We start from the raw sequence: 25075 nt of genomic DNA on the forward strand, positions 1-25075 counted from the left end.
ATGGGTGTAATGATCGCCGGGGTCTACCATTTGGAAGACCCCGCCCCGGACTCAAAGCTTGACGGCGCATACCGCCGTCAGGCGTCGACCATCCGCAACGCTTTGCCGGGTGATCCTGTTGAAGCGGGTCGGTTCCACCTTTACGCCGCGTGGAACTGCCCTTGGGCGCATCGGGTTTTGCTGACCCGCGCGGTCAAGGGTCTGGAAGACGTGATCACGGTCGCTTATGCCCGCCCGCGTCGAACGCCCGATGGTTGGGTCTATGACCTCGAGGGTGAGTATTCCGATTCCCTGTTCAACGTCACCGCGCTGCATCAGGTCTATGCAAGGGTTGATCCCGCCTATACCGGGCGTATCACGGTTCCCTTGCTGTGGGATCGTGTCGAAAACTGCGCTGTGTCCAATGAATCCGCCGATCTGGTGCGGATGCTGGGTACGCTTGAAGGATATGGCCCGAACCTTGCCCCGCCGGATAAGCTGGAGCAGATCGACTACTGGAACGCAAAGATTTACCCGCGCCTGAACAATGGCGTCTATCGCGCCGGGTTTGCCCGCACGCAAGAGGCGTATGAAGCCGGGTTTCAGGACGTCTTCGCCATGCTGGACGAAATCGAATCGCATCTGGACACCAACCGCTATCTTTGCGGTGACGTCCTGACCGAAGCTGATCTGCGCCTGTTTCCGACGCTTGCGCGCTTTGATGTGGCGTATCACTACGCATTCCGCTGCAATTTGCGGCGACTGGTTGACTACCCGAACCTGTGGGGATATGCGCGCGACCTCTATGCACGACCCGAGATCGGGCGGACAGTCAAACCAGACATCTATAAGGCAGGGTATTTCTCACCATCCGAGCTGAGAAATCCTCTGGGTATTGTCCCGTTGGGGCCAGAGGTCGACTGGACGGCTCCGCAGGATAGACGGTCGCTGTCACCCGCGACATCTTGACCATTCGGTCAGGGCGTGCGTAGACACGAAGATCAATGGGGAAAGTGAATGTTCGCATATATCGTCCGAAGGATGTTCCAATCCGTGATCGTGTTGCTGGTCGTGGGTCTGGTCGCGTTTTCAATGTTCCGGTTTGTTGGCGATCCGATCGACAACATGCTGGGGCAAGAGCGCACTCAGGCTGACATCGACCGCCTTCGCACCGAGCTTGGTTTGGATCAACCGTTTCCAGTTCAATACTTCAAGTTCTTGCAAGGTGCCGTGCAGGGCAATTTCGGCGTTTCATACCGCCAAGGCCGCCCGGTGTCGACGATCATAGCCGAGCGCGCGCCTGCGACTTTGGAGCTTGCCTTTGTGTCCGGTTTCCTTGCGATCACGCTGGGCATCGCTCTGGGCGTATTTACGGCGATACGACGACAAGGGCTCGCTGCGAACGTGATCATGACTGTCAGTCTGATCGGGGTTTCGTTGCCCACGTTTCTAATCGGTATATTGCTGATCTATATCTTCTCGGTTGAACTTGACCTTCTGCCCAGCTTCGGGAGGGGCGAGACCGTTATGATTGGAGACTGGTGGTCCACAGGTTTTCTGACGACCTCGGGGCTCAAGGCGCTGATCCTCCCGGCGATCACGCTGGGCCTGTATCAGATGACGTTGATCATGCGGTTGGTGCGGTCTGAAATGCTTGAGGTGATGCGCGCTGACTATGTCCGCTTTGCCCGTGCCCGTGGATTGTCGGACCGGGTGATCAACTTCCGCCATGCGCTGAAGAACACTCTGGTGCCGGTGATTACCATCACCGGATTGCAGCTTGGGTCGATCATCGCTTTCGCCATCATCACCGAGACTGTGTTCCAGTGGCCGGGTGTCGGCCTGTTGTTCATCAACGCGATCCAGTTCGTCGATATTCCCGTCATGGCCGCTTATCTGATGCTGATTTCGGTCATGTTCGTGACGATCAACCTGATTGTCGATCTTCTTTACTATGCCATTGACCCGCGCCTGCGTGTCGACGCGAGGGCCACATGACCGATACTCTCGATACCCCCAAAGCCCCGGAAAAGACGCGGTTTGCCAAGTTCTGGGACAGCGATTTCGCCTGGTCCTTCCGGCATTCGCCTGTGGCGATTATTGCCACGCTGGTTGTCGTTGTTCTGGTGCTGTCGGCGATCTTTGCGCCGCTGATTGCACCGTATAACCCGTTCGATCCTTCGTCGCTGAACCTGATGAACGGGTTTACGCCGCCTGGCACACCCAACGCGTTCACACAGGAGACATTTCTGCTGGGCACCGACGATCAGGGGCGGGACGTGTTCTCGACCATCTTGTACGGGATGCGGATTTCCCTGTTCGTGGGGGCCTCAGCAGTGCTTCTGGCTTTGATAATCGGCGTTGTTCTGGGTCTGGTCGCGGCCTATTTCGGTGGCTGGATCGAGACTCTGATCATGCGGATTGCCGACGTACAGCTAACCTTCCCGGCCATTCTGGTCGCCATGCTGATCTTTGGTATCGCAAAGGGTGTTACCCCACCGGAATACAGGGATGAGATGGCGATCTATGTTCTGATCGTCGCGATTGCCTTGTCCGACTGGGTGCAATTCGCGCGCGTGGTGCGCGGCGCGGCGCTGGTTGAGAAAAACAAGGAATACGTTCAGGCCGCGCGCCTGATCGGTCGCGGGTCTTTCCCGATCATGTTCCGCCATATCTTGCCCAACGTCCTCAGCCCGGTTCTGGTGATTGCCACGATCTCATTGGCGCTGGCGATCATTGCCGAGGCGACGCTGAGTTTCCTTGGTGTTGGCGCGCCTCCGACTCAGCCGTCGCTGGGCACGCTGATCCGCATTGGGCAGGGCTTCCTGTTCTCGGGTGAGTGGTGGATTCTGTTCTTCCCGGCCTGCACCCTTCTGGCGCTGGCCTTGTCCGTAAACCTGCTGGGCGACTGGCTGCGCGACGCGCTGAACCCCAAGCTGCGGTGATTTCATGAGCCTTTTGACAATCAATGACCTGACGGTCGAATTCCCGACCCGCCGCCAATTGTTTACCGCCGTGGACCATGTGGATCTGTCGGTTGAACCGGGTGAAATCCATGGGCTTGTGGGCGAATCCGGTGCCGGTAAATCCACTATCGGGGCCGCCATCATGGGGCTGCTGGACCGCCCCGGTCGTATCGCAAGCGGTACGATCAAGCTGAGCGGCGACCAGATCAGCGGTATCGACGCCGAGGCGATGCGTGGGCTGCGCGGCAAGAAGATCTCGATGATCTTTCAGGATCCGCTGACTTCGCTCAACCCGCTGTTCACCGTGCGCGAGCAACTGGTCGAGACTATTCAGGCGCATCTGGGTGGCTCGGATGCCGAGGCCAACAAACGGGCCTGCGATCTGATTGACCGGGTGGGTATCCCTGACCCTGATACGCGGCTGGATCAATACCCGCACCAGTTCTCGGGCGGGATGCGGCAGCGTGTTGTGATCGCTCTGGCGCTTTGCACAGAACCCGACGTGATCATTGCGGATGAGCCGACGACCGCGCTGGATGTGTCTGTTCAGGCGCAGATTCTGGACCTGATCAAGGAACTCGCGACCGAACGGCAGGTGGGCGTCATTCTGATCACGCACGACATGGGTGTGATTGCGGACACCACCGACAAGGTGACGGTGATGTATGCGGGAAAGGTCGTCGAAAGTGGCCCGACATCGCAGGTCATGGGCCAGCCGACCCACGAATATACCAAATCCCTGATCGCCGCCGTGCCGCGCCCGACGCTGAAACTGCATCGCTTTCCCCAGATCAGCTATGGCGGGCGCGAAACCCGCTTTGCGATCGAGGATATGGCCCGCCACTGGCCCAAGGTCGACAATGACACCAGCAAGCCTGTGTTCGAAATTCGCAACTTGACCAAGAAGTTCCTGCAAAAGCGTGGGCTTTTGCCATGGGACCGCACCTATTTCACCGCAGTTGACGATGTCAGCTTTGATATCCGCGCGGGCGAGGTGTTTGGCGTGGTGGGCGAGTCCGGCTCGGGCAAGTCCACCGTCGCGCGGATGATCGCAGGGCTGTATCCGGTTGACGGCGGGTCGATCACTTTTGAGGGCAAGGTGGTCAGCGACCTGACCGACAAAGCCGCGCTGGATGCCTATCGCAAGAACATCCAGATGATCTTTCAGGACCCGTATTCCTCGTTGAACCCACGGATGCGCGTGGATGAGATCGTGGCCGAACCGATCCGTCATCACAGGTTGATGGACGGAACCGACATCAAGCGCCGCGTGGATGAGCTGCTGGATCAGGTGGGGCTGGGTCACGAGGCCGGGTTGAAATACCCGCATGAATTCTCGGGCGGTCAGCGTCAGAGGATTTCGATTGCGCGCGCCCTTGCCACGCAGCCGCGTTTCCTGATCTGTGACGAACCGACCAGTGCGCTGGACGTGTCGATTCAGGCTCAAATCCTGAACATCCTGAAGGATTTGCAGGAACATCTGGGTCTGACCTTGCTGTTCATCAGCCATGACCTTCCGGTGGTGCGCCAGATGTGCGACCGGGTCGCGGTTATGAAACAGGGCAAGGTGGTCGAACTGCAAGAGACCAACGATCTGTTTGCCAACCCGCAAACTGAATACGCAAGCGAATTGCTGCGCCTGATGCCCAAACTCGACGATCTGTCGACCGAGGGGTTAGAAGCTGAAACTTGAACCCAACGCCCGATTTTCGGGCTTTGGGCTATACCAAAAAAATTAAATTAGTTAACGATTGCAGACTCGGACGGGTCTGCTGTGCTACGCCTATGTCTGAAGTTGGGGGCTTCAGAGGGGCGATATGTCTCAGGACCTTAGGGACTGGCTAAGCGCACTTGGTTTGTCTGACTATGCGCAGGCCTTTTTGGAAAACAAAATTGATTTCGCAATTTTGCCCGATCTGACGGGCGAAGACCTGATCGAAATCGGAGTGACCGCCGTCGGTGACCGCCGGCGTCTTTTGCGTGCGATTTCCGAACTTGAACCGGTCGACCTTGTTCAACCTTATGAACCGCAAACCCCGCTTGAGCCCGCAAAGCGACAAGTCACGGTGATGTTCGCGGACCTCACAGGGTTTACCCGGCTGTCCAGCGAGTTGGACGCCGAGGACATGCACGCGCTGCTGAACGAGTTCTTTCACAAGGTGGATCACGTCGTCGAAAAATTCGGCGGACGGATCGACAAGCATATCGGCGACGCGGTGATGGCTGTATTCGGCGCGCCGATTTCACACACCAACGACACCGAACGCGCAGCGCGGGCCGCGTTGGAGATTCATGCGGCTCTGCCCACCCTGACACGGCCCCTGTCCTGCCATATCGGAATCGCATCGGGGCAGGTCATCGCCAGCACGACAGGCAGCGAAGCCCATACCGAATACACCGTCACCGGCGACGGGGTGAACCTTGCCTCGCGGGTGACAGACATGGCTGCGCCGGGTGAAACGCTTGTGTCACATGACATTCAGCGCGCGTTGGGGCCGCTTTTCGTGGGCGAGTCTATGGGGGCCAAGGCCATCAAGGGCCTGAACGAACCCATCGAGCTTTGGCGGCTGGATCGGATGGCGAGGAACATCCGTTCGCGCCGTCACCGTTTTGTGGGTCGCGAGCGCGAGATGTCGTTGTTCTCGGCCACGTTCGACCGATGCCAGCGGCACGGCAAGGGCGAGGTTCATATCGTTCTGGGTGAGCCGGGCATCGGCAAGACGCACCTGTCTGAACAGGTTGCCGAACTTGCCGACAGCTTGTCTTACGCCGTGCATACCGGCGTCGTCATGGATTTCGGTGCGCGCGAGGGGCATTCAGCCATTCAATCCGTGGCCCGCAGCATGTTGGGGCTTGAGGCAACCGATAACGCCGAAACCTGCGCTGAGGTGGCCAAAAGCGCAATCGGCAAGGGTTGGGTGTCGCCGTCCAATGCCACGCATCTGAACGCGCTGCTTGAGCTTGAACAGGACCCCGGACTGGCCGAAGTTTATGCAGTCATGGACAATGCCACCCGCCTGCGCGGGCGGCGTCAGGTGATTGACGAGTTGATTGCCGCCTGCAGTCAGGACAGCCCGCTCTTGATCCAGGTCGAGGATATCCACTGGGCGACGCCCGACATCCTGACGGCTTGCGCCCATATCGCGGCCGCTACGCGTGACCTGCCTTGTGTGTTGCTGATGACCAGCCGTGTCGAAGGCGACCCGATTGATCGCGATTGGCAGCTTGGCACCGAGGGCGCGCTGGTTTCGAAACTGGAACTGGCACCTATGGGGGATGATCAGGCCCGGCAACTGGTCGAAGAGTTCACCGGCATAGACCCCGAACTTCTGGACGCCTGTGTGCGTCGGGCAGGTGGCAACCCGCTGTTTCTTGAGCAGTTGCTGCGCAATATCGACGTGCTCAAGCGAGACTCGGTTCCCGGAAGTATCCAAGGCATTGTTCAGTCACGGCTGGATGCATTGGATCCGTCCAGCCGATCCGCGATTCAGGCGGCCTCGGTTCTGGGGCAACGTTTCTGGCCTGAGGTTTTGAACTTTATTCTGGGAAAAGGGCATCTGGATACCTCGACACTGATCCGCTCGGCCCTGATCCGCGAGGCAGGGACAGATCTGATGTTTGCGCACGCCCTGATCCGGGACGGGTCCTATGCCACGCTGGTAAAGTCCGAGCGTACACGGCTGCACCGCGAGGCTGCCAAATGGTTTGAAGAGCGGGACGCGACCCTGCGCGCACAGCATTTGGATCGCGCCGGGGCCAGCAACGCGGCGCAAGCCTATCTTGAAGCCGCCGAGAACCTGATTCTGGGCTTCCAATATGATGAAGCCAGCCCCCTGATCGAGCGCGCTTTGGAATTACCGGCCCCGGATGGTGTTCGGTTCGATCTGTTGTGCGCACGCGGGGAAACGCACCGGTTGCAGGGATATTCAGAAGACGCGCTGCGCGAGTTCAAAGAGGCAGCCAGTCTTGCCGAGACCGATGAGCAGACCTGCCGCGCCTATATCGGGTTGGCGCAAACCGACCGGCAGGCAAGCCTGTACCAAGAGGCGCTGGATAGCCTTGAAATTGCCGAGGCCGCCGCTGAACGCTGCGGATCGGAAAGAGACATCGCGCAGATCAACTATGTGCGCGGCAATATCTATTTCCCGCTGGGTCAGGTCGAAAAGGCACTGGCCAGCAATGAAAAAGCGCTGACTTTGGCGCGCAAGTTACAATCGGCGCGGTTGGAGGTGGGCGCTCTTAGCGGCTTTGGTGACGCCAATTTCATGAATGCCACCATGCGGTCGGCGACCGGGTTTTACACGCAGGCCGTCGAGCGCGCGCGCGAAGAAGGATTGGTGCGGGATATGGCTGCGAACCTTCACAATCTCAGCGTTGCGCGCAGCTATTCCGGCGACGTGGCGCAAGGCAAGGTGGACGCGCAGGAAGCCATAGAGATTTCGCAGAAGTACTTTGCCTTTGTGCCGGAATGTGTGGCCCAAACATGTCTTGGTGTGGCGCAGACCTTTTTGGGTGAAATGGACGGCGCGCTGGAGTCCTTTACCCTCTCGGCCGAAATTGCCGCCCGAGTTGGGGCCAAGCGGCTGGAGGCGCAGGCGCTGGAGCATCTGGCACGTACACAGGTCTATGCCGGGCAGAAGGATCAGGCGCGCGAAACAGGTCGGCGGGCCGTGGACATTGCGTTGGAACATGGGCGCAACTTTGTGGGGCCAAAGGCGCTGTCAGCGCTGGCCTTGGCTGAAACAGACCCTGACAAACAGGATCAACACTTGAAACTGGGCGCACAGATCATTGCCGAGGGCTGCGTCGGGCACAGCCATTTGCATTTCTACCCCGATGCAAGCGCCGTCATGCTGGCGCGGCAGGAATGGGACAAGGCCACCGGATATGCCGACGCATTGGCCCATTTTACCGCCGATGAGCCTTTGCCAATGGTCGATCTTTCGATCCAGCACACCAAGGTTCTGGCCGCGTGCGGTGGTTGGGGCATCCCGTTAAGCGCACATGAAGAGTTTGAGGCGCTGGGCGCGGGTTTCTCTGAGATGGGCATCACACAGTCCCTGGTCGGACGTCTGGACCAAGTTTGAAAGGGACTGAATGAGTATCGAAAAGAAGGTTTGGTTGATTTCCGGTGCCCTGACACTTGGGCTGCTAGTCTTGTTGTTCAAACTGTTGGTCGAGCTGAATCACTTCGAGGGCGATCCGACGCAACTGCCTGATCAGGCATCGGTGGATGGCTACCTGCAAGACTTGGAAAACGTGCCGGAGTATCAGGTCAGGACCGGAATTTTCATCAAGTCGTTTGTTTTCACCGATGCCAGCGATGTCCATGTCACCGGATATGTCTGGCAGCATTACGAAGACGGTGTGCATGACGCGATCAAACCGGCCGGCGATGCTGTCGGGTTCGTGCTGCCCGATGCCTCGGATGCCGCCAGCGGGATGATCGAAGAAGCCTATCGCAAGGATCAGGACGGCGAAGAACTGATCGGCTGGTATTTTGAACAGACCCTACGGCAGAATTTCGACTACACCAGCTATCCCTTCGACCATAAAACCGTATGGGTCCGGTTCTGGCCCGCCAGTTTCGACACCGCCGTGGCCCTGATCCCCGATTTCGCGGCCTATCCAGCCACGGGTCCCGACGACATATTCGGGATCGACAGCCGCATCGTCATGGGCACGTGGGAGCGGGAGAATACCTATTTCGACTATCGCCTGTCCGATCTGGGCACCACGCTGGGCATCAGTGATGCCGAATTCCAGACCAACCTGCCCGAGTTGCACTATAACTTTGTCATCAAGCGCAACTTCGGCAACGCCTTCGTCGTTCACATGATCCCCCTGATCGTCGTTACGATGCTGCTGTTTGGCGCAGTCATGACCGTGACCCGCCGGCCCGAGTTGATCGAGCGGCACGATTTCAGCACCTCTAGCGTGATTGGCACCTGTTCGGTTCTGTTCTTCGTGATCCTGCTGGCGCATGTGCAACTGCGTGAAGGCTTTGCCGGATCGCCGGTGATCTACATGGAGTCGTTCTTTTTCCTGATGTATTTCCTGCTGCTGGCCGTGTCCGTGAACACCTACCTGTTCGCGTCCGAGGCCGTGCCGTCCCTGCGGTTCATCCACTACCGGGACAACCTGATCCCAAAGGCCGCGTTCTGGCCCTTTGTGTTGATTTGCACGGTGGCGATCACGGCCTATAACCTTAGTCTCAAGGCCGACCCCGAGGATGAAGCCGTGATCGAGATGCTTAACTAGGGCGTTGGCTGGAACCCCGGTTTCGGCGTGCCCGTGGCCATGTCCAGCGTGTATTCCGCCACGATGCCGGACGTGCCGTCGGCCCATTGGTCCAGATATTTGGTCGGGTGGGCGATGACGTAGACATAGGCAGGCTTCTTGACCCCGTCCATCAGCACGTTGATCCGCTTGCGGACGTAGACATTCTCGGGCGAGCCGGGGCCGTGATAGCCTTCGAGCTTGTCCAACTCCTTCAGCCCCGAGGATGAGACGCGATAGACCTCACCCCGGATGGGTTCGCCACGCCCTTTCTGATCGACCAGCGTGGCCATCCGGTGCAGGTAGCCGCAATTGGGATTGTCGCAATGCGGCTCGTGCGGGACGATCAGGGGCATGCGTTGCCGGGTAACGGCCTCACCCACGAAATCGTCTAGCACGTCTGCATGGGCGTCGTGGTTGGGGAACCCTTTCTTGAGCGACCCGTAGGTGAAATACAGATAGGTCCGCTCGCGGTCGTCGATCAGATCATTGTCGTGGTCTTCCTCGGGCGCGATGACGGTATGGGCATTGGCCCAGTCATCCAGCATGGCCCTGATCTTGGGTTTGACCTGCTTTACGTCTTTGGCATTCTTCGGGTCCCGCAGGAAGTTGATGCAGTTGCTGGCGTCGATCCCCGGCGCGCCTAGAAGCACTTCGACCATTTTGGCCGAGTTGTTCATCACCGCCACATGCAGGCTGGTAAACCCGTGATCGTTGGTGGCGTTGACGTCGATGCCGCGGTTAATCAACTCCTGCGCCGCCTCAAGATCGGGCTTGCCAAGGTTCTGGCCGTTTTCATGCAGCTCGCCTTCGCCCCCCGCCGCATAGTGCAGAAGGGTATCGCCGTTGCTGTCATCCACGATGTCGATCCCGGCCATGCCCTTGTCGATAGCGTCAAAAACACGAGTCCATTGCGCGAACTCGTCCGAGGCCGCGGCCTCCTGCGCCCATTTGCAGATATTGTGTTCCTGATCGGCCAGTTCTTCGAACGCCTCGTCCAACACCTCCATGATCTGATCCGGGGTGGCCATCATGCCGATCCCCATCATGCCGTTGGACAATCGACCCTTGCGCGGGCCAACGATATCGACCCCCAGATCGCGCAGTTTTTCGACATTGTTCTGGGTGGTGACATTGTTCCACATGTTTGTGTTGCAAGCCGGGCAGAGGATCACCGGCTTGTTCCGGTATTGCCATGCCACAAAGACCGAGGTCAGCAGGTTGTCGGCGATCCCGTTGGCGATCTTGCCCATCGTGTTGCAGGTCACCGGCGCCACGATCACGCAGTCTGCCCAGTCACACAGCGCCAGATGCGAGGCACGCAGGGGCATCCCGAACTCGGTATAGCGGAAATTCCATTCGTCATCGTCGCGGTAATAGTCGTGATGCGAGATGTAATCTTCGATCGTTTTTGGTTTGGCTTTCTTGATATTGCCGGTTTCCTCTTCGACCTCGATATCGCGGAAAAACTTCTCGGCTGACACGGACGGGATCAGCTTGACGTTATGCCCCGCATCCTTGATCCGCTTGACCAGATCGGGAACCTTGTCTGCCGCCGACGACCCGCAGGCACACAGCAGCACATTGCGCTTTTCGCTGGGCGCATCGGTCAACCCGCCCTTGGGGTAGCCAAAGATGTTCTTGTCCAGACTGGGCGATTCATGGCGCAGCAACACCGGCAGCCCGGCTTCCTTGACGCTTTGCTGAAAGCTGCCATCCAGCACAACATCGACAATATCTTTTCTGCGACCCAGGCATTCGCCCTTGAAGAACAGGTAGGGTGGGTTTTCCTTCCCAGTCATTATCGTCAATTGCCGCCGCATTTTCATCACGTTGGCCCCGTGGCCTTCGACGTCAATCAGCCGGGCACTGGTGATGCCGATATTGGCCAGCATACTGCGCAGCATATAGGACCAGGGGTCCTCATCCGCGTAGAACAGCACAATCGGGTTGGTGTTGACGATGCGTTCGACATCCGTGGGGTCTTCGGGCGGTTCATGTTCCTCGATCACCAACATTGCCGGGTTTCCGAGGTCGCGCAGACCGCGGAAGATATGCCCGCGCGGGGCCTGCCAGACTTGCGAGGTTGCCGGGCTCATATCCACGACCGTGACCAGATCGGTCTTTTCGTCATAGGCGATGCAAAGGCACCAGAACTCTTCCAGCAGGGCTGTCTCGCGAAAGACATTTGCGGGGGGGCGGATGACCTCGAACCCCAGCACGCGGTTGAAATCAATATTGATCATCAGATGGCGATCGTCGTGCGCGTTCAGGCTGTGCAACTGATCGCGGAACCAGTCCTCGGGCGATTTGTCGTCCTTGTCGGGGCGTTCTGCATAGCTTCGGAAAGTGCTGCCCAGATGCACGTCAGGTGTCTGGCTGAGATAGCGCTGCGCCAGCGCGTGCATCTCTTTGGCCGTGGAAACCCGGCTGAGCGCGTCTGTCAGATTGGCCTGTGTCGCGATCAGCAGCTTGTCTTCGTCGACCTGCTGGTCGCCCAGAATGTTCAGGCTTTCGGCCAAAACCCCCATCGAGTTCATGTTAGGGCTGGCCCGCCGGAACAGGTTGCGGCGTTTCTTGGGGTCTTTTGCCAGATATTCGGTGCTGTCTACGTAATTGCAATCCTGTTGCAGCGTTTGCAGCGTGGTCTTCACCGCATCCAATGCCGAGAACCGCAAAATCCCCCGCGACCGCATCGAGGTTCCGTCGCGGTCGGACATACCTGCCCATAGCCGGTCAATCGTCGTCACCCACAGCTTGCCGTATTTCTCGGGGTGGACATCCATCATATGCACCAACCCGGTGCTGGGGTTGCATTTCGCGATGATCGCAAAGTGACCGCCGGGCATGTTCTGTTTGCCATGCGCCACGCCGACCTGAAAATTCGCCACCAGAATGTCGTTGTCGCCGCCCACCCGGTTGGATTCGTCAATCGCCGCAAGCAGCAGATCGACCGAGGTCGTGGCCTCGTCCATGAAATAGGCCTGCACTTGTATCTTCTTGCGCAGGCCCTGCGTGTGGATGAATGTGCAGGCGACGTCATAAAGTTCACCCAATGAAATCCCGTCATTCACAACAAAGGATGTGGGCAAAGCGCATTCGCGGAAGATGTCGTTGACCTCGCAACTGAAGCCCAATGCCGACATGCTGAGCGCGGCCGCCGTGACACTGCAACAGTTGATCGGTTGCTGGAAGTTCTGCAAATGCACGCTGACCAGATCGCCGAACAGGGTCGCGTAACAGGCTTCGCGGATTTTGACCGGGATTTCGAACCATTGGTTGCTGGACAGGTAAGCCAGCTTGGTGCCGGGCGTGGCCACAGCCTCGAGGCTGACGGGAATGTCAAAGATTTCAAGATGCTCTTCATAGAAATAGTCGCCGGTATCGGCGGTGGTCAAAGTTGTTCCGTCCTGCCTTAATTGGACGATGCCGGACAGAACGACATACATGCCCTGCGGAGGCAGAACCGTTTTTTCTGCAATGTCGAAGAATTCGAAGTGCGCGTTAATTGCCGCGCTGTCGCTGGATGAAAGAATGGAATGAATCAGTTTCCAATCCCCATCCGTCGGCTCGAATGGTTTTGAATTGTCAATCGGATCTTTTGGCACGCTTATTCCCCCTGAACTCGTCTTGAAACTATCACTGACCAACACCGGCTCTTGGCTGGTAACGGGCCCCAAATCGGTTAGCTGGAAACGAAACCGCCCCTCATAGCGCCCGGCGCTGGATGGGCTGGAGTTTGCAAGGAATTAGTGCGCAAAACCGGCCCAATAGAGCGCACATTATCGTATTTGTTGACGAAAATCACTGATCCAGTTGGGGTGGCGCCCCCTGCCAACGGCACGGGGGTCAATGGTTGATTGCGCTCAGGTCACAACACGCAATAGGGGTCGGTCGCGGCGGGTGGCGCCAAGATTTCGTCACCATGATGAAAACTCCGACACTATGACGGATCATTCCGTGTTTCCGACAAGATAACCCCTGCGAGCCGGACAAGCGGCCCGTCATACTTTCAGAAAACGAAAGAGGAGGCGCGTTTTGAGCTGGAATATCTGTGTTATCGGAGCAGGCAAGATCGGTCAGATGATCGCGACCCTGCTAAAATCTTCGTCCAATTACTCGGTCACGGTTGCGGATCGTGATCTGTCAGCCCTGTCGGTTCTGAACCGCCAAGGCATTGCGACCCGGCAGATCGACGTCAGCAACACGGCGCAATTGGCCAAGGCGCTGACCGGCTTTGATGCCGTCATCTCGGCCGCTCCGTTTTTTCTGACCCCGCAAATCGCCAATGCCGCCAAGGCTGCAGGCGCACATTACTTTGACCTGACCGAGGATGTTGCGGCCACCAATGCCGTGCGCGAATTGGCCAAAGACAGCGCAACAGCATTCATGCCGCAATGTGGTCTGGCACCCGGGTTTGTCGGAATCGCCGGGGCAGCGCTGGCGTCAGAGTTTGATGAGTTGGACAGTTTGCACATGCGGGTTGGTGCTTTACCGCTCTATCCTACCAATGCGCTGAAATACAATCTGACATGGTCCACCGACGGGCTGATCAACGAATACTGCAACCCCTGCGATGCCATCGTGAACGGCGACCGGGTCAAGACTGCGCCGCTGGAAGATTACGAGGTGCTGGGCCATGACGGGGTGGAATATGAGTGTTTCAACACCTCGGGTGGCTTGGGCACATTACCCGAAACGCTGGACGGCAAGGCCCGGGCAGTATCCTATCGCTCGATCCGGTATCCCGGCCATTGCGATATTCTGAAGCTGCTGCTCAAGGATCTGGGGCTTGAGCGTCGCCGCGATCTGCTCAAGGATATTTTCGAGACCGCCCTTCCGCGCACGGATCAAGACGTGGTGCTGGTCTATTGCACCGCAAAAGGCATGATCGACGGAAGCTTGCGCGAGAAGTCCCTGATCAACAAAAGCTATGCCCGCAAGATCAACGGACAGGTCTGGAGCGCCATTCAAGTCACCACCGCCGCAGGTGTGCTGGGTGTGGTCGATCTGATGCGCACGGGCGCGCTGCCTGCCAAGGGCTTTGTCCGGCAGGAACAGGTGGCCCTGTCTGATTTCCTGAACACCGAATTTGGCCAGCTTTACCGCTCTGGCGACGCAACCCCACAGAACAAGGCGGCCTGAGATATGAAAGACATCGTGATGACTGCGCAAACAACCCTTGCCAATCTGGACCTGACAGCGGCTGAGCTGACCGGCGGCACTCTGCCGGTGCATTCCCCCATCGACGGCAGCCTGCTGGCCGAGGTGCATGAAACCCCGGCGAGCGACATGGAGGCGGTGTTTGCCAATGCCAAAACTGCATTCAAAGCCTGGCGTACTGTACCCGCCCCGCGCCGGGGCGAGTTGATCCGCCTGCTGGGCGAGGAACTACGTGCCGCCAAAGAATATCTGGGCGCGCTGGTCAGTTGGGAGGCTGGCAAGATCACCTCGGAAGGTTTGGGCGAAGTGCAAGAGATGATCGACATCTGCGACTTTGCCGTAGGTCTGTCGCGGCAGCTTTATGGCCTGACCATCGCCTCTGAACGCCCCGGCCACCGGATGATGGAGACATGGCACCCGGCGGGGCCGGTCGGCGTGATCTCGGCCTTCAACTTCCCGGTTGCGGTCTGGTCGTGGAACGCGGCGATTGCACTGGTCTGCGGCGATACGGTGATCTGGAAACCGTCCGAAAAGACGCCGCTGACCGCGATGGCCTGCCAGAAGATCTTTGAACGCGCACTAGCCCGTTTCGGCGATGCGCCCGACCACCTGCTGCAAACCCTGATCGGCGGTGCCGCGCTGGGCGAGGCGCTGGTCGCCAGCGAGGATGTGCCGGTGATTTCGGCCACCGGTTCCACCCGCATGGGCCGCGCGGTTGCCCCCGTGGTGGCATCCCGCTTTGGTAAGTGCATTCTGGAACTGGGCGGCAACAACGCGATGATCGTTGGCCCTTCGGCCGATCTGGAAATGGCGGTGCGCGCGATCGTGTTCTCGGCTGTGGGTACGGCTGGTCAGCGCTGCACCACGCTGCGCCGCCTGATCGTACATAACTCGATCCGTGAGGAACTGGTGGGCCGCCTGAAAAGGGCCTATGCCGGTCTGCCTATCGGCAACCCGCTGACCGAGGGCACTTTGATCGGCCCACTGGTCGATGAGGCATCCGGCGCGGCCATGATCGCTGCTTTGGAATCGGCCAAAGCTGAGGGCGGTGCGGTATTCGGAGGCCAGCGCGTGACCGACGGTGTGCCGGATGGCGTCTATATGCAACCCGCCATCGTTGAGATGCCCGGCCAGACGGCGACCGTGAAAACCGAGACTTTTGCGCCGATCCTTTATGTGATGGGCTATGACGATTTCGACGACGCCATCGACATCCAGAACGACGTGCCGCAAGGCCTGTCGTCCTGCGTGTTCACCCTAAACATGCGCGAGGCCGAGCAATTCCTGACCGCAGCCGGATCGGATTGCGGAATCGCCAACGTCAATATCGGGCCGTCGGGGGCCGAGATCGGCGGTGCCTTTGGCGGTGAGAAAGAAACAGGAGGCGGGCGCGAAAGCGGCTCTGACGCGTGGAAGGCCTATATGCGGCGCCAGACCAATACGGTTAACTACTCGGCTGAATTGCCGCTGGCGCAGGGCGTCAAGTTCGACATCTAAACATCCAGACCGGCGATGCCCCAAGCGTCGCCGGTTTTTCAATCGGCGAACAGGTAGTCCAACTGCAAGATTGCCCGGGCCTTGTCTGGTGAGACACCCAAAATCGCTGTAATTGCCGCTTCCTTTTCTGCAGGAGTATCGGTTTCCCGAATACGCTGGTAACTGCCAAGACCGGCCCCCTGTATCAACTCGGATTCGTAGGCAAGCGCGTTGCGTAGGGTTGGCACAAGTTCGGCAACGGTCTCGTCGGGGCTGTTCTCACCAGCCAGACCTATGCGTCGGGCGTGGCCGATCAAGTAAGCATCTGAATACGCGCAATCAATCTCCAACACATGCGCATGGGACTGGTCGGCATTAAAATCCTCAATGATCTCAAGGTTGGCGGGATCGACGCAAATAACCAGCTTGTCCGTTTCGAAATTGTCGAACAGCAAACGCACGACCGCGCGCCGGTGCCGAGACCGTTTGCCCAGCGTGGTTTCTATGCCGCCCAGATCGGGCAGGGCCGTGTCTTCTTCATTAAACAGGTATTCGATACAGGGGATGTCTGTCTCGGACATGATCTGATCGACGAGCCGTTTGGCGACATGCCATTTCTTACAGACGATCAGATAAACTTCGCGGTTTGGTCCAAGGGTATTGCCCGCCTCCCAGAACCGTTGACCATACCGGCGTCCAACGCGGCCGCGCCCGGTCAGGAACCTGTGCAGGTTTCGCCCTTCATCCGTTATCCGGAACGTGACGCCTTCGGTGGCATAGAGTTTGCCCAACCTGTCTTTCAGATCATGAGCTTCAGAGCTGATCTTGCGGGCAAACAGATAATCCTGCCCCAGCAACATATCATAATGGTCGTTGTAAAACGTAACCGGCATTCCATAGTCCGAGAACATCAGGAATGTGGGCGTGCGGTTCTCGATTTCTTCTTTCGAAACAAGATGGCGAACCAGGGTCTGAAAGAAAGTCTCATCCGGAATCCAGGTGGTTGAGAAAAAGCGGATCACATCCGGGCGCTTCTTCAGGAATTCCAGAATCATCTCGATCGTCCGGCGGCGCAGGCACCACCACTGGCTGCCGATCATGACCTGAATGTCGTCGGGAACGTCGCGGGTCAAACCAAACCGCTTTTGCAGCTCGTAAGCGGCATAGAACCACCGGGTTTGTGTTCTTTCGTTGAAGTAATGCCGATAGATCAGCCGGTCTTCTTTCATCCCGGTCTTGATCCACTTGCTTTCAAAGAAGTCGTGGCTCTCGATAAAATCCATGTCGCGCTCGTCCAGAAAACGATGCGCGTATTCCGCCGTCTTGATTGCCATGCAGTCGCCCGACAGCATGTAGAAATGCGTTGCACGAGGAAATGCATCCACCGCCGCTTCGATGGCGTGCAGGGTGGCCTGAACCAAAGACCACTCTCCCCAGCCACATCTGATCCGCTTGGTTGCGAAAGTGACGTTTGCGTTGTGCGCAAGAGCGTCCCGAATTTGGGCATAGGCCGCGGCGCTGGCGCGTGCGTCGAAGTGAATGGCCATGCAATCCCCAGCGGCGGTCAATTGCTCGGCTTGTGCAATGATGGCCTCGGGGTCTTTGTGGCACAGCAATATATAGGCAATCCTGGCCATTTCAGTTCTGTGAATTCCGTTTCTGCCCGTTTCCAACCGTGATACTGAGGATGAGCGATTGAATAAACATAATATTTTTGGTTTTTTGATCTCAAAAGCGGGCAGAAATTTTAGGTTCTGACACGCGGAGGAGGCAAAGCAGATGGGTTTTCCCGGCACATGGATGACCGAGAGCGAAAGCATGGTGTATCGGGTTGTGCCGAAATGCGCCTGCTCAACCATTGGACAGATCATGTATTATTCGGATCATGGTCGGTTCTTTGATGGTGATATTCACGACGCAGATGACGGAATGCACAAATGGGCGTTCGAGAACAGTCAGGATGTGATTTCCCAAAATATCCGAAACCACTCGTCTTATACCTTCACCTGTGTCCGCAATCCTTACACGCGTATCCTCAGCTCCTTTTTTGACAAGATCTGCGGCATTCAGCGAAACGGCAAACGGTACCGGGGCAATCTGGTGCCGACGCTGATCTATAATTACGGGATCGAGGTTGGTGGGGATGACGGAAAGGGCGAGTTCGACCAGATCGCCAGCTTCCGTCGGTTTCTTTTGTTCGCGCGCGACACGATCCGGTGGCGCAGGCCGATGGACCCCGACATTCATTGGTCCGCCATGTCGGGCCATGTCTCAACCTTCATCGTGAATGGCGGACGGTATGACAAGATTTTCTGGACCGAAGCGTTCAACGACGGAATGCAGGATGTCCTGAACCATCTGGATACGCCGCATAATGTGGAGCTGTCCACAATCCCGCGCTTCAACGAATCTGAGGGGCATGGCCCAAAGCGCGCGCATCCGGTTGCAGACTATTTTGACGACCTCTCGATGCACCTGGTCTACGAAATCTACAAGCAGGATTTCGAGCTGTTCCGGTATGATTTTGAGAACCCGGCTAACAAGATGCCAATTGGTGAAATTGATCTGGATGAGGTTCATGCCAAACTTGGCGACTGAGTAAGGGGCAGGTTCTCCCGCCCATCATCAATGTCTCTGACAAGACATCTCCTCTGGTTGGGCCCGGCGCCGCGCACCGCGCGGCGCCGGGCCCAAGACTGAACGGGGTATCGGCGCAGCCGATGGCGTAGTTCGGGCGCGGGAGGGTTTGGGTGGTTGGAAAACCCGGCCCGTCATAATCGCGCGCCGGGTTAACACAGTCACAACTGGCGCACAGCTCCCTTAGCCGCACTTGTCGTCAGTTTGGCATAGGCCTTCAGTGCCGTGGACACCTTGCGTTTGCGTGGGGCGGCAGGTTCCCAGCCTTTTTCGTCCTGTTCTTCCCGGCGCGCGGCCAGTTCTTCGTCGGACACGGCCAGATGGATCGTGCGGTTGGGGATGTCGATCTCGATCTTGTCGCCCTGATGCACCAGACCGATGACGCCACCTTCGGCCGCTTCGGGCGAGACGTGGCCGATCGAAAGGCCCGAGGTGCCACCCGAAAACCGCCCGTCGGTCAGCAGCGCGCAAGCTTTGCCCAGCCCCTTGGATTTCAGATACGAGGTCGGGTACAGCATTTCCTGCATCCCCGGGCCACCGCGCGGGCCTTCGTACCGGATAACGACCACGTCGCCCTCTTTAACTTTGCCGGTCAGGATGTCGTTCACCGCCTGATCCTGGCTTTCGCAGACATAGGCCGAGCCGGTGAAGGTCAGGCTGGCAAGGTCCACACCGGCGGTTTTCACGATACAGCCGTCGCGCGCGATGTTGCCGAACAGCACCGCCAGACCTCCATCCTGACTGAACGCGTGTTCCTTGGACCGGATCACGCCGCCTTCGCGGTCGGTGTCCAGTTCCTTGTACCTATTCGATTGGCTGAACGCCTGCGTGGTGCGGACGCCACCCGGCGCGGCCTTGAACAAATCCTGCGCCTTGGGGTTGTTGGCGACCTTAATGTCCCAATTGGCAATTGCTTCACCCATCGTTGCCGAATGCACGGTGCTACAATCATCGTGCAGCAGACCGGCGCGGCTGAGTTCGCCGAGGATCGAGAAGATGCCGCCCGCGCGGTGAACGTCTTCCATATGCACGTTCTCTGTGTTTGGCGCGACCTTGCACAAGCAGGGTACTTCGCGGCTGAGTCGGTCCATATCGGACATGGTGAAGTGCACCTCGCCCTCATGCGCGATGGCCAGCAGGTGCAGCACGGTGTTGGTGGACCCGCCCATGGCGATGTCCAGCGACATGGCGTTCTCGAACGCATCAAATGTGGCGATTTCGCGGGGCAGGAAGCCCTTTTCATCCAGATCATAGTGGCGCTTGGTGATCTCGACGATGCGGCGACCGGCCTCAAGGAACAGCTCTTTGCGGTCCGAATGCGTGGCCAGCGTCGAGCCATTGCCCGGCAGGGCCAGACCCAGCGCCTCGGCCAGACAGTTCATCGAGTTCGCGGTGAACATGCCCGAGCACGACCCACAGGTCGGGCAGGCGTTTTCCTCGATATGCTGGACCTGTTCGTCGGTGTACTTGTCGTCGGCCGCGGCGACCATCGCGTCCACAAGGTCGATCTTTTTCACATCCAGATCGGCGATGTCGATCTTTCCGGCCTCCATCGGCCCGCCCGAGACAAAGATCGCGGGGATGTTCAGGCGCATGGCAGCCATCAGCATACCCGGCGTGATCTTGTCGCAATTCGAGATGCATACCATCGCATCGGCACAATGCGCGTTGACCATGTATTCGACCGAATCTGCGATCACCTCTCGTGAGGGAAGCGAATACAGCATGCCGTCATGGCCCATGGCGATCCCGTCATCCACGGCGATGGTGTTGAACTCTTTGGCGACACCACCGGCGGCCTCGACCTCGCGGGCAACCATCTGGCCGAGGTCCTTCAGGTGAACGTGGCCCGGCACAAACTGCGTGAACGAGTTGACGATTGCGATGATCGGCTTGCCGAAATCGTCATCCTGCATCCCGGTGGCGCGCCACAGGCCGCGGGCACCGGCCATGTTGCGGCCATGGGTAGAGGTTCTGGATCGGTACATTGGCATGATGCTGTTTCCCTTATGCCCCGGTTGCGATGGCGGGGTGTGTGCGTTATAGCGCACGTATCACATGTGCGCTATAACGCACAAGAGGATTCGAGAGACGAGCGATATGGCACCGGATGATATAACGCTGAAACTGCGGGATGTGCGCGCGGCCTCGGGGCTGAGCCTGTCCAAGGTGGCCGAGATGACAGGCGTCAGCAAGGCCATGCTGGGCCAGATCGAGCGGGGCGAATCCAGCCCGACCATCGCGACCCTGTGGAAGATCGCCAAAGGATTCCAACTGCCACTTAGTGCTTTGATCGGGTCGTCGGCGCTGCGCGACCCTGCCGATTCCAGCCTGTTCCGCACCGTGACCTTTCCCGGCAGCATCGAGGTCAAGATCGTCTTCCCCTATGACCCCGCACTTGGCGCGGAAACCTTCCATGTCGATCTTGCACCGAACCAGAGCCACGAATCCGCCGCCCATGCCGCCGGCGTGACCGAGGAAGTGTTCGTGCTGAAAGGTGCATTGGAAATCTTGCGCGACGCGGAATGGGTGCCGTTGCAAGCCGGACAGGGCCTGCGCTTTGCTGCAGACATTCCGCATGGTTATCGGGCGGGTGATGAGGGTGCCGCATTTCTGAACATGCACCACTATGGTCAGGCCGGATAAGCGGACCCGCGACCTTATCCAGCCTTGAACCCGCAACCCTGCGCGTATAGGGAAAACCCAAGCTCGCTTTGGGGAGGCTTTGATGCAGGACGATCCGAAAACCCTCGTTTCAACCGAATGGCTTGCAGCCCATCTCAAGGACCCGGACCTGCGGGTTCTGGACGGTTCATGGTATTTGCCGCAGCAAGGGCGGGATGCAAAGGCCGAGTATGACGCGGCCCATATTCCCGGCGCGCGGTTCTTTGACATTGACGAGATCTCGGATCGTCGCTCGGATCTGCCTCACATGGCGCCCCCGGTTGAAAAGTTCATGTCGCGCCTGCGGGCGATGGGGGTTGGGGATGGTCATCAGGTGGTGGTCTATGATGGCGCCGGGTTGATGTCCGCCGCGCGGGTCTGGTGGCTGTTCCGTCTGATGGGTCAGGAAAACATCGCTGTTCTGGATGGCGGTTTCCCCAAATGGCAGGCTGAAAGGCGCGAGATCGAAGACCTTCCTCCGGTCATTCGTGACCGTCACATGACGGTGCGCGTGCAAAACCATCTGGTGCGGGACGTCACGCAGGTGTCTGCGGCGGCGAAGTTGGCCGATCACGAGATCATTGATGCACGCTCTGCCGCCCGATTTGCAGGGACAAGCGCCGAGCCGCGTGAAGGCTTGCGTTCGGGTCATATTCCAGGCTCGCGCAATGTGCCGTTTGATACGCTGTTGAACAAGAACGGCACGATGAAGTCGCCCGATGAATGCCGCACCGTGTTCGAGGCCGCTGGCGTGGACCTGTCGAAACCCGCCATTACCTCATGCGGGTCGGGTGTAACTGCCGCGATCCTCAGCATTGCGTTGGAACGCTTGGGCAAAAAAGACCATTCGCTTTATGACGGCTCCTGGGCTGAATGGGGTGCGTTCCCCACCCTGCCCGTCGCAACCGGAGAGACCTGATGTTCGAAAACCTCAAACCGCAGCCCGCCGATAAGATCCTGGCGCTGATGCAGATGTACCGCGAAGACCCGCGCGATCAAAAGATCGACCTGGGTGTTGGCGTCTACAAGAATGCTGAAGGCGTGACCCCGGTCATGCGCGCGGTGAAAGCGGCTGAAAAGCGCATTCTGGAAGAACAGGAGAGCAAGGCCTATACTGGTCTGGCGGGCGATCCGGCTTTTGCGGATGCGATGATCGGCCTGATCCTTGGCACCTCGGTTCCGCGCGGCAACATCGCGGCTGTAGCGACGCCCGGCGGCACCGGGGCGTGTCGGCAAGCGTTCGAGATGATCCGCATGGCCAACCCTTCGGCGCGCGTCTTTGTGTCGAACCCAACATGGCCGAACCACCTGTCGATCCTGAACTATCTGGGGATGGAGACCGTTCAGTACCGCTATTTCGACGGTGAGACCCGAGGCGTTGATTTCGATGGCATGGTCGAAGACCTGAAAACGGCCAAGGCGGGCGACGTGGTTCTGCTTCATGGCTGTTGCCATAACCCGACCGGAGCCAATCTGAACATGGTTCAGTGGCAAGAGGTCGTGAACATCATCAACGAGCTTGGCCTCGTGGCGATGATCGACATCGCCTATCAGGGCTTTGGTGATGGTCTTGAGGAAGATGCGCAGGCTACCCGCCTTGTTGCCTCGTCGGTCAAGCGTTGCCTGATCGCGGCGTCTTGTTCCAAGAACTTCGGTGTATATCGCGAACGCACCGGGCTGTTGATGGCGATCAGCGATGATGCGGCGCAGACGGCGCTGAACCAGTCGACGTTGGCGTTTCTGAATCGTCAGAACTATTCCTTCCCGCCCGATCACGGGGCGCGGGTTGTGACGACGATCCTGAATGACGACGCCTTGCGCGCGGATTGGGCGGCCGAGCTGGAAGAGGTTCGCCTGTCTATGCTGGGTCTGCGCCAACAACTGGCCGACGAGCTGCAAAGACTGAGCGGGTCCGACCGGTTTGGCTTTGTCGCCCAGCATCGCGGCATGTTCTCGCGCCTTGGCGCAGCCCCGGAACTGGTCGAGAAGCTGCGTGCTGATCACGGCATCTATATGGTCGGCGACAGCCGGTTGAACATTGCGGGTCTGAACGCCAACACGGTGCCGATTCTGGCACAGGCGATTGTCGACGTCGGCGTTTGAGTTATCCATCACAACCGTTAAAGCCGCGCAGGATTGCGCGGCTTTTTTGTTTTTGGCCAATTCCAAAAGAAAAGGCCGGGCGCGAACGCCCGGCCTTTGAGTGGTGAACTCAGGTCTTAGCCTTTGGAGAATTCGGGATATGCTTCCATCCCCAGCTCTGCCATGTCGAGGCCGTTGATCTCGTCCTCTTCGCTGACGCGAATGCCGACAACGGCTTTCAGGATGCTCCACAGGATCAGCGCGCCGACAAAGGTGAACACGCCGTAGGCTGCGATACCGAGAAGCTGGGTGCCCAAGGATGCTTCGCCGTAGAAGATCACGGCGATGGTGCCCCAGATGCCTGCGAACAGGTGAACCGGAATTGCACCAACAACGTCGTCGATCTTGAACTTGTCTAGCATCGGAACCGCGAAGACCACGATGATACCACCGACGGCACCGATCCACAGCGCGCCGAACAGGGTCGGGGCCAGAGGTTCGGCTGTGATCGAAACCAGACCGGCCAGCGCACCGTTCAGCACCATGGTCAGGTCAGGCTTTTTGTACAGCAGTTGTGTCAGGATCAGGGCTGTAACAGCGCCCGAAGCGGCGGCCATGTTGGTGTTGGCGAAGATACGCGAGACGTCTGTTACGTCGCCCACAGTGCCCATCGCAAGCTGCGAGCCGCCGTTGAAGCCGAACCAACCCAGCCACAGGATGAACGTACCCAGAGTTGCCAGTGCCAGGTTCGAACCGGGCATCGGGTGGACCTTGCCGTCCTTGTATTTGCCGATCCGCGGACCAAGGATGATCGCGCCTGCCAGCGCTGCCCAGCCACCGACCGAGTGTACGACGGTCGAGCCAGCGAAATCCGAGAAGCCAGCTTCAGACAGCCAGCCGCCGCCCCACTGCCAGGAACCCGAGATCGGGTACATGATACCGGTCAGTACAACGACGAAGATCAGGAAGGGGAACAGCTTGATCCGCTCGGCCACGGCACCCGACACGATGGAGGCGGTTGCAGCCACAAAGACCAACTGGAAGAAGAAGTCCGATCCGATCGAGGCATAGTCCAGAGCAGCCTCGGCAGGGTCGACACCGACCGGGTCAAGCACGGTCGGGCCGCCAATAGCAAAGAAACCATTGAAGTCGCCCGGATACATCGTGTTGAAGCCAACCAGCCAGTACATGATCGCGGCTATGGAAAACAGCGCCACGTTCTTGATCATCTGCATGGCGACGTTCTTGGAGCGCACCAGACCGCCTTCAAGCATGGCAAAACCTGCCGCCATGAAGAAGACCAGGAACCCTGCCATCAGGAACAGCAGCGTGGTGAAGATATACTGGGTATGGAGCGCGGCTTCGCCGTCGGCGGCCTCTTGCGCCAGACCCATCTGCGGCAGCGCGACGATCGCGGCAGCAGGGATGAGAGATTTCATCAGGTTCATTGTCAGTCCTCGAATGATTGTGAGTGGGGGCGCTTACAGCGCCTCTTCGTTGGTTTCCCCGGTCCGCACGCGCAGGGCCTGCTCGACATCGAGGACGAAAATCTTGCCGTCACCGATCTTGCCGGTTTTGGCGGTTTTGGTGATGGTCTCGACGATCTGGTCGGCCATCGCAGCGGGCACCACGATTTCCAGTTTGATCTTGGGTACGAAGTTCACGGCATATTCCGCACCGCGATAGATTTCTGTGTGACCCGATTGCGAGCCGAAGCCCTTGATTTCGGTCACCATCATGCCGCGCACGCCAGCTTCGGTCAGTGCCTCGCGCACCTCCTCCAGCTTGAACGGCTTGATTGTCGCAATGATCAGTTTCACGTTGATCCC

At 58.5% G+C, this 25075-nt stretch carries 17 protein-coding genes; 12 read left to right on the plus strand and 5 right to left on the minus strand.

The window, feature by feature from the left end:
- The 6 genes from GOX75_RS19100 to GOX75_RS19125 all read left to right on the plus strand — a co-directional run bounded on the left by GOX75_RS19100 (nucleotide 1) and on the right by GOX75_RS19125 (nucleotide 9206).
- Nucleotides 1-948: a glutathione S-transferase family protein gene (locus GOX75_RS19100; RefSeq protein WP_171125814.1), complete on the plus strand. Its 948-nt coding sequence runs from the start codon at nucleotides 1-3 to the stop codon at nucleotides 946-948.
- A 48-nt stretch (nucleotides 949-996) separates the two neighbouring features.
- Complete coding sequence (locus tag GOX75_RS19105; protein WP_171125816.1) at nucleotides 997-1977, plus strand: ABC transporter permease; 981 nt, start codon at nucleotides 997-999, stop codon at nucleotides 1975-1977.
- Nucleotides 1974-2924 (plus strand): ABC transporter permease, encoded by a 951-nt coding sequence (locus tag GOX75_RS19110; protein ID WP_171125819.1) that lies wholly within the window; start codon nucleotides 1974-1976, stop codon nucleotides 2922-2924. The genes GOX75_RS19105 and GOX75_RS19110 overlap by 4 nt, the downstream gene beginning before the upstream one ends.
- Nucleotides 2925-2928: 4 nt before the next feature.
- Nucleotides 2929-4638 carry an ABC transporter ATP-binding protein gene (locus tag GOX75_RS19115; RefSeq protein ID WP_171125820.1) on the plus strand — a complete coding sequence of 570 codons (1710 nt, stop codon included), beginning with the start codon at nucleotides 2929-2931 and terminating at the stop codon, nucleotides 4636-4638.
- Between the two features lie 124 nt (nucleotides 4639-4762).
- On the plus strand, nucleotides 4763-8032 hold the full coding sequence (locus GOX75_RS19120; RefSeq protein WP_171125822.1) for an adenylate/guanylate cyclase domain-containing protein: 3270 nt from the start codon (nucleotides 4763-4765) through the stop codon (nucleotides 8030-8032).
- 10 nt (nucleotides 8033-8042) lie between these two features.
- Nucleotides 8043-9206, plus strand: a complete 1164-nt coding sequence (locus GOX75_RS19125; protein ID WP_171125825.1) for a hypothetical protein — start codon at nucleotides 8043-8045, stop codon at nucleotides 9204-9206.
- On the opposite strand, the gene GOX75_RS19130 is transcribed toward GOX75_RS19125, so the two are convergent.
- Nucleotides 9203-12832 carry a flavoprotein gene (locus tag GOX75_RS19130; RefSeq protein WP_171125832.1) on the minus strand — a complete coding sequence of 1210 codons (3630 nt, stop codon included), beginning with the start codon at nucleotides 12830-12832 and terminating at the stop codon, nucleotides 9203-9205. The genes GOX75_RS19125 and GOX75_RS19130 overlap by 4 nt on opposite strands.
- Nucleotides 12833-13262: 430 nt before the next feature.
- Between GOX75_RS19130 and GOX75_RS19135 the strand changes: the two genes are divergently transcribed.
- Together GOX75_RS19135 and GOX75_RS19140 are read left to right on the plus strand one after the other, a co-directional pair.
- A complete protein-coding gene (locus GOX75_RS19135) occupies nucleotides 13263-14369 on the plus strand; it encodes a saccharopine dehydrogenase family protein (RefSeq protein WP_171125839.1) in 1107 nt (368 codons plus the stop codon).
- Nucleotides 14370-14387: 18 nt separating this feature from the next.
- Nucleotides 14388-15884 carry an aldehyde dehydrogenase family protein gene (locus GOX75_RS19140; RefSeq protein ID WP_171125841.1) on the plus strand — a complete coding sequence of 499 codons (1497 nt, stop codon included), beginning with the start codon at nucleotides 14388-14390 and terminating at the stop codon, nucleotides 15882-15884.
- Between the two features lie 38 nt (nucleotides 15885-15922).
- On the opposite strand, the gene GOX75_RS19145 is transcribed toward GOX75_RS19140, so the two are convergent.
- Entirely contained in the window at nucleotides 15923-17500 is a 1578-nt protein-coding gene (locus tag GOX75_RS19145; protein WP_171125844.1) for a DUF5928 domain-containing protein, read from the minus strand.
- 142 nt (nucleotides 17501-17642) lie between these two features.
- Between GOX75_RS19145 and GOX75_RS19150 the strand changes: the two genes are divergently transcribed.
- The gene (locus tag GOX75_RS19150; RefSeq protein WP_171125846.1) at nucleotides 17643-18461 is read left to right on the plus strand and encodes a sulfotransferase family protein; all 819 of its coding nucleotides are present in this window, start codon (nucleotides 17643-17645) and stop codon (nucleotides 18459-18461) included.
- A 200-nt stretch (nucleotides 18462-18661) separates the two neighbouring features.
- On the opposite strand, the gene ilvD is transcribed toward GOX75_RS19150, so the two are convergent.
- Nucleotides 18662-20494 carry a dihydroxy-acid dehydratase gene (gene ilvD, locus GOX75_RS19155; protein ID WP_171125848.1) on the minus strand — a complete coding sequence of 611 codons (1833 nt, stop codon included), beginning with the start codon at nucleotides 20492-20494 and terminating at the stop codon, nucleotides 18662-18664.
- A 106-nt stretch (nucleotides 20495-20600) separates the two neighbouring features.
- Between ilvD and GOX75_RS19160 the strand changes: the two genes are divergently transcribed.
- From GOX75_RS19160 to GOX75_RS19170, 3 genes are all read left to right on the plus strand, one after another.
- On the plus strand, nucleotides 20601-21146 hold the full coding sequence (locus GOX75_RS19160) for a helix-turn-helix domain-containing protein (RefSeq protein WP_171125850.1): 546 nt from the start codon (nucleotides 20601-20603) through the stop codon (nucleotides 21144-21146).
- 82 nt (nucleotides 21147-21228) lie between these two features.
- On the plus strand, nucleotides 21229-22083 hold the full coding sequence (gene sseA, locus GOX75_RS19165; RefSeq protein ID WP_171125851.1) for a 3-mercaptopyruvate sulfurtransferase: 855 nt from the start codon (nucleotides 21229-21231) through the stop codon (nucleotides 22081-22083).
- The gene (locus GOX75_RS19170) at nucleotides 22083-23267 is read left to right on the plus strand and encodes an amino acid aminotransferase (protein WP_171125853.1); all 1185 of its coding nucleotides are present in this window, start codon (nucleotides 22083-22085) and stop codon (nucleotides 23265-23267) included. The genes sseA and GOX75_RS19170 overlap by 1 nt, the downstream gene beginning before the upstream one ends.
- A gap of 116 nt (nucleotides 23268-23383) precedes the next feature.
- Here GOX75_RS19170 and GOX75_RS19175 read toward each other — a convergent pair whose 3' ends face one another.
- On the minus strand, nucleotides 23384-24694 hold the full coding sequence (locus tag GOX75_RS19175) for an ammonium transporter (protein ID WP_171125855.1): 1311 nt from the start codon (nucleotides 24692-24694) through the stop codon (nucleotides 23384-23386).
- A gap of 33 nt (nucleotides 24695-24727) precedes the next feature.
- Nucleotides 24728-25066 (minus strand): P-II family nitrogen regulator, encoded by a 339-nt coding sequence (locus GOX75_RS19180; protein ID WP_171125856.1) that lies wholly within the window; start codon nucleotides 25064-25066, stop codon nucleotides 24728-24730.
- Between the last annotated feature and the right edge of the window lie 9 nt (nucleotides 25067-25075).

Origin of the sequence: Ruegeria sp. HKCCD7251 (genome assembly GCF_013031165.1) — a bacterium.
GTDB lineage: Bacteria > Pseudomonadota > Alphaproteobacteria > Rhodobacterales > Rhodobacteraceae > Ruegeria.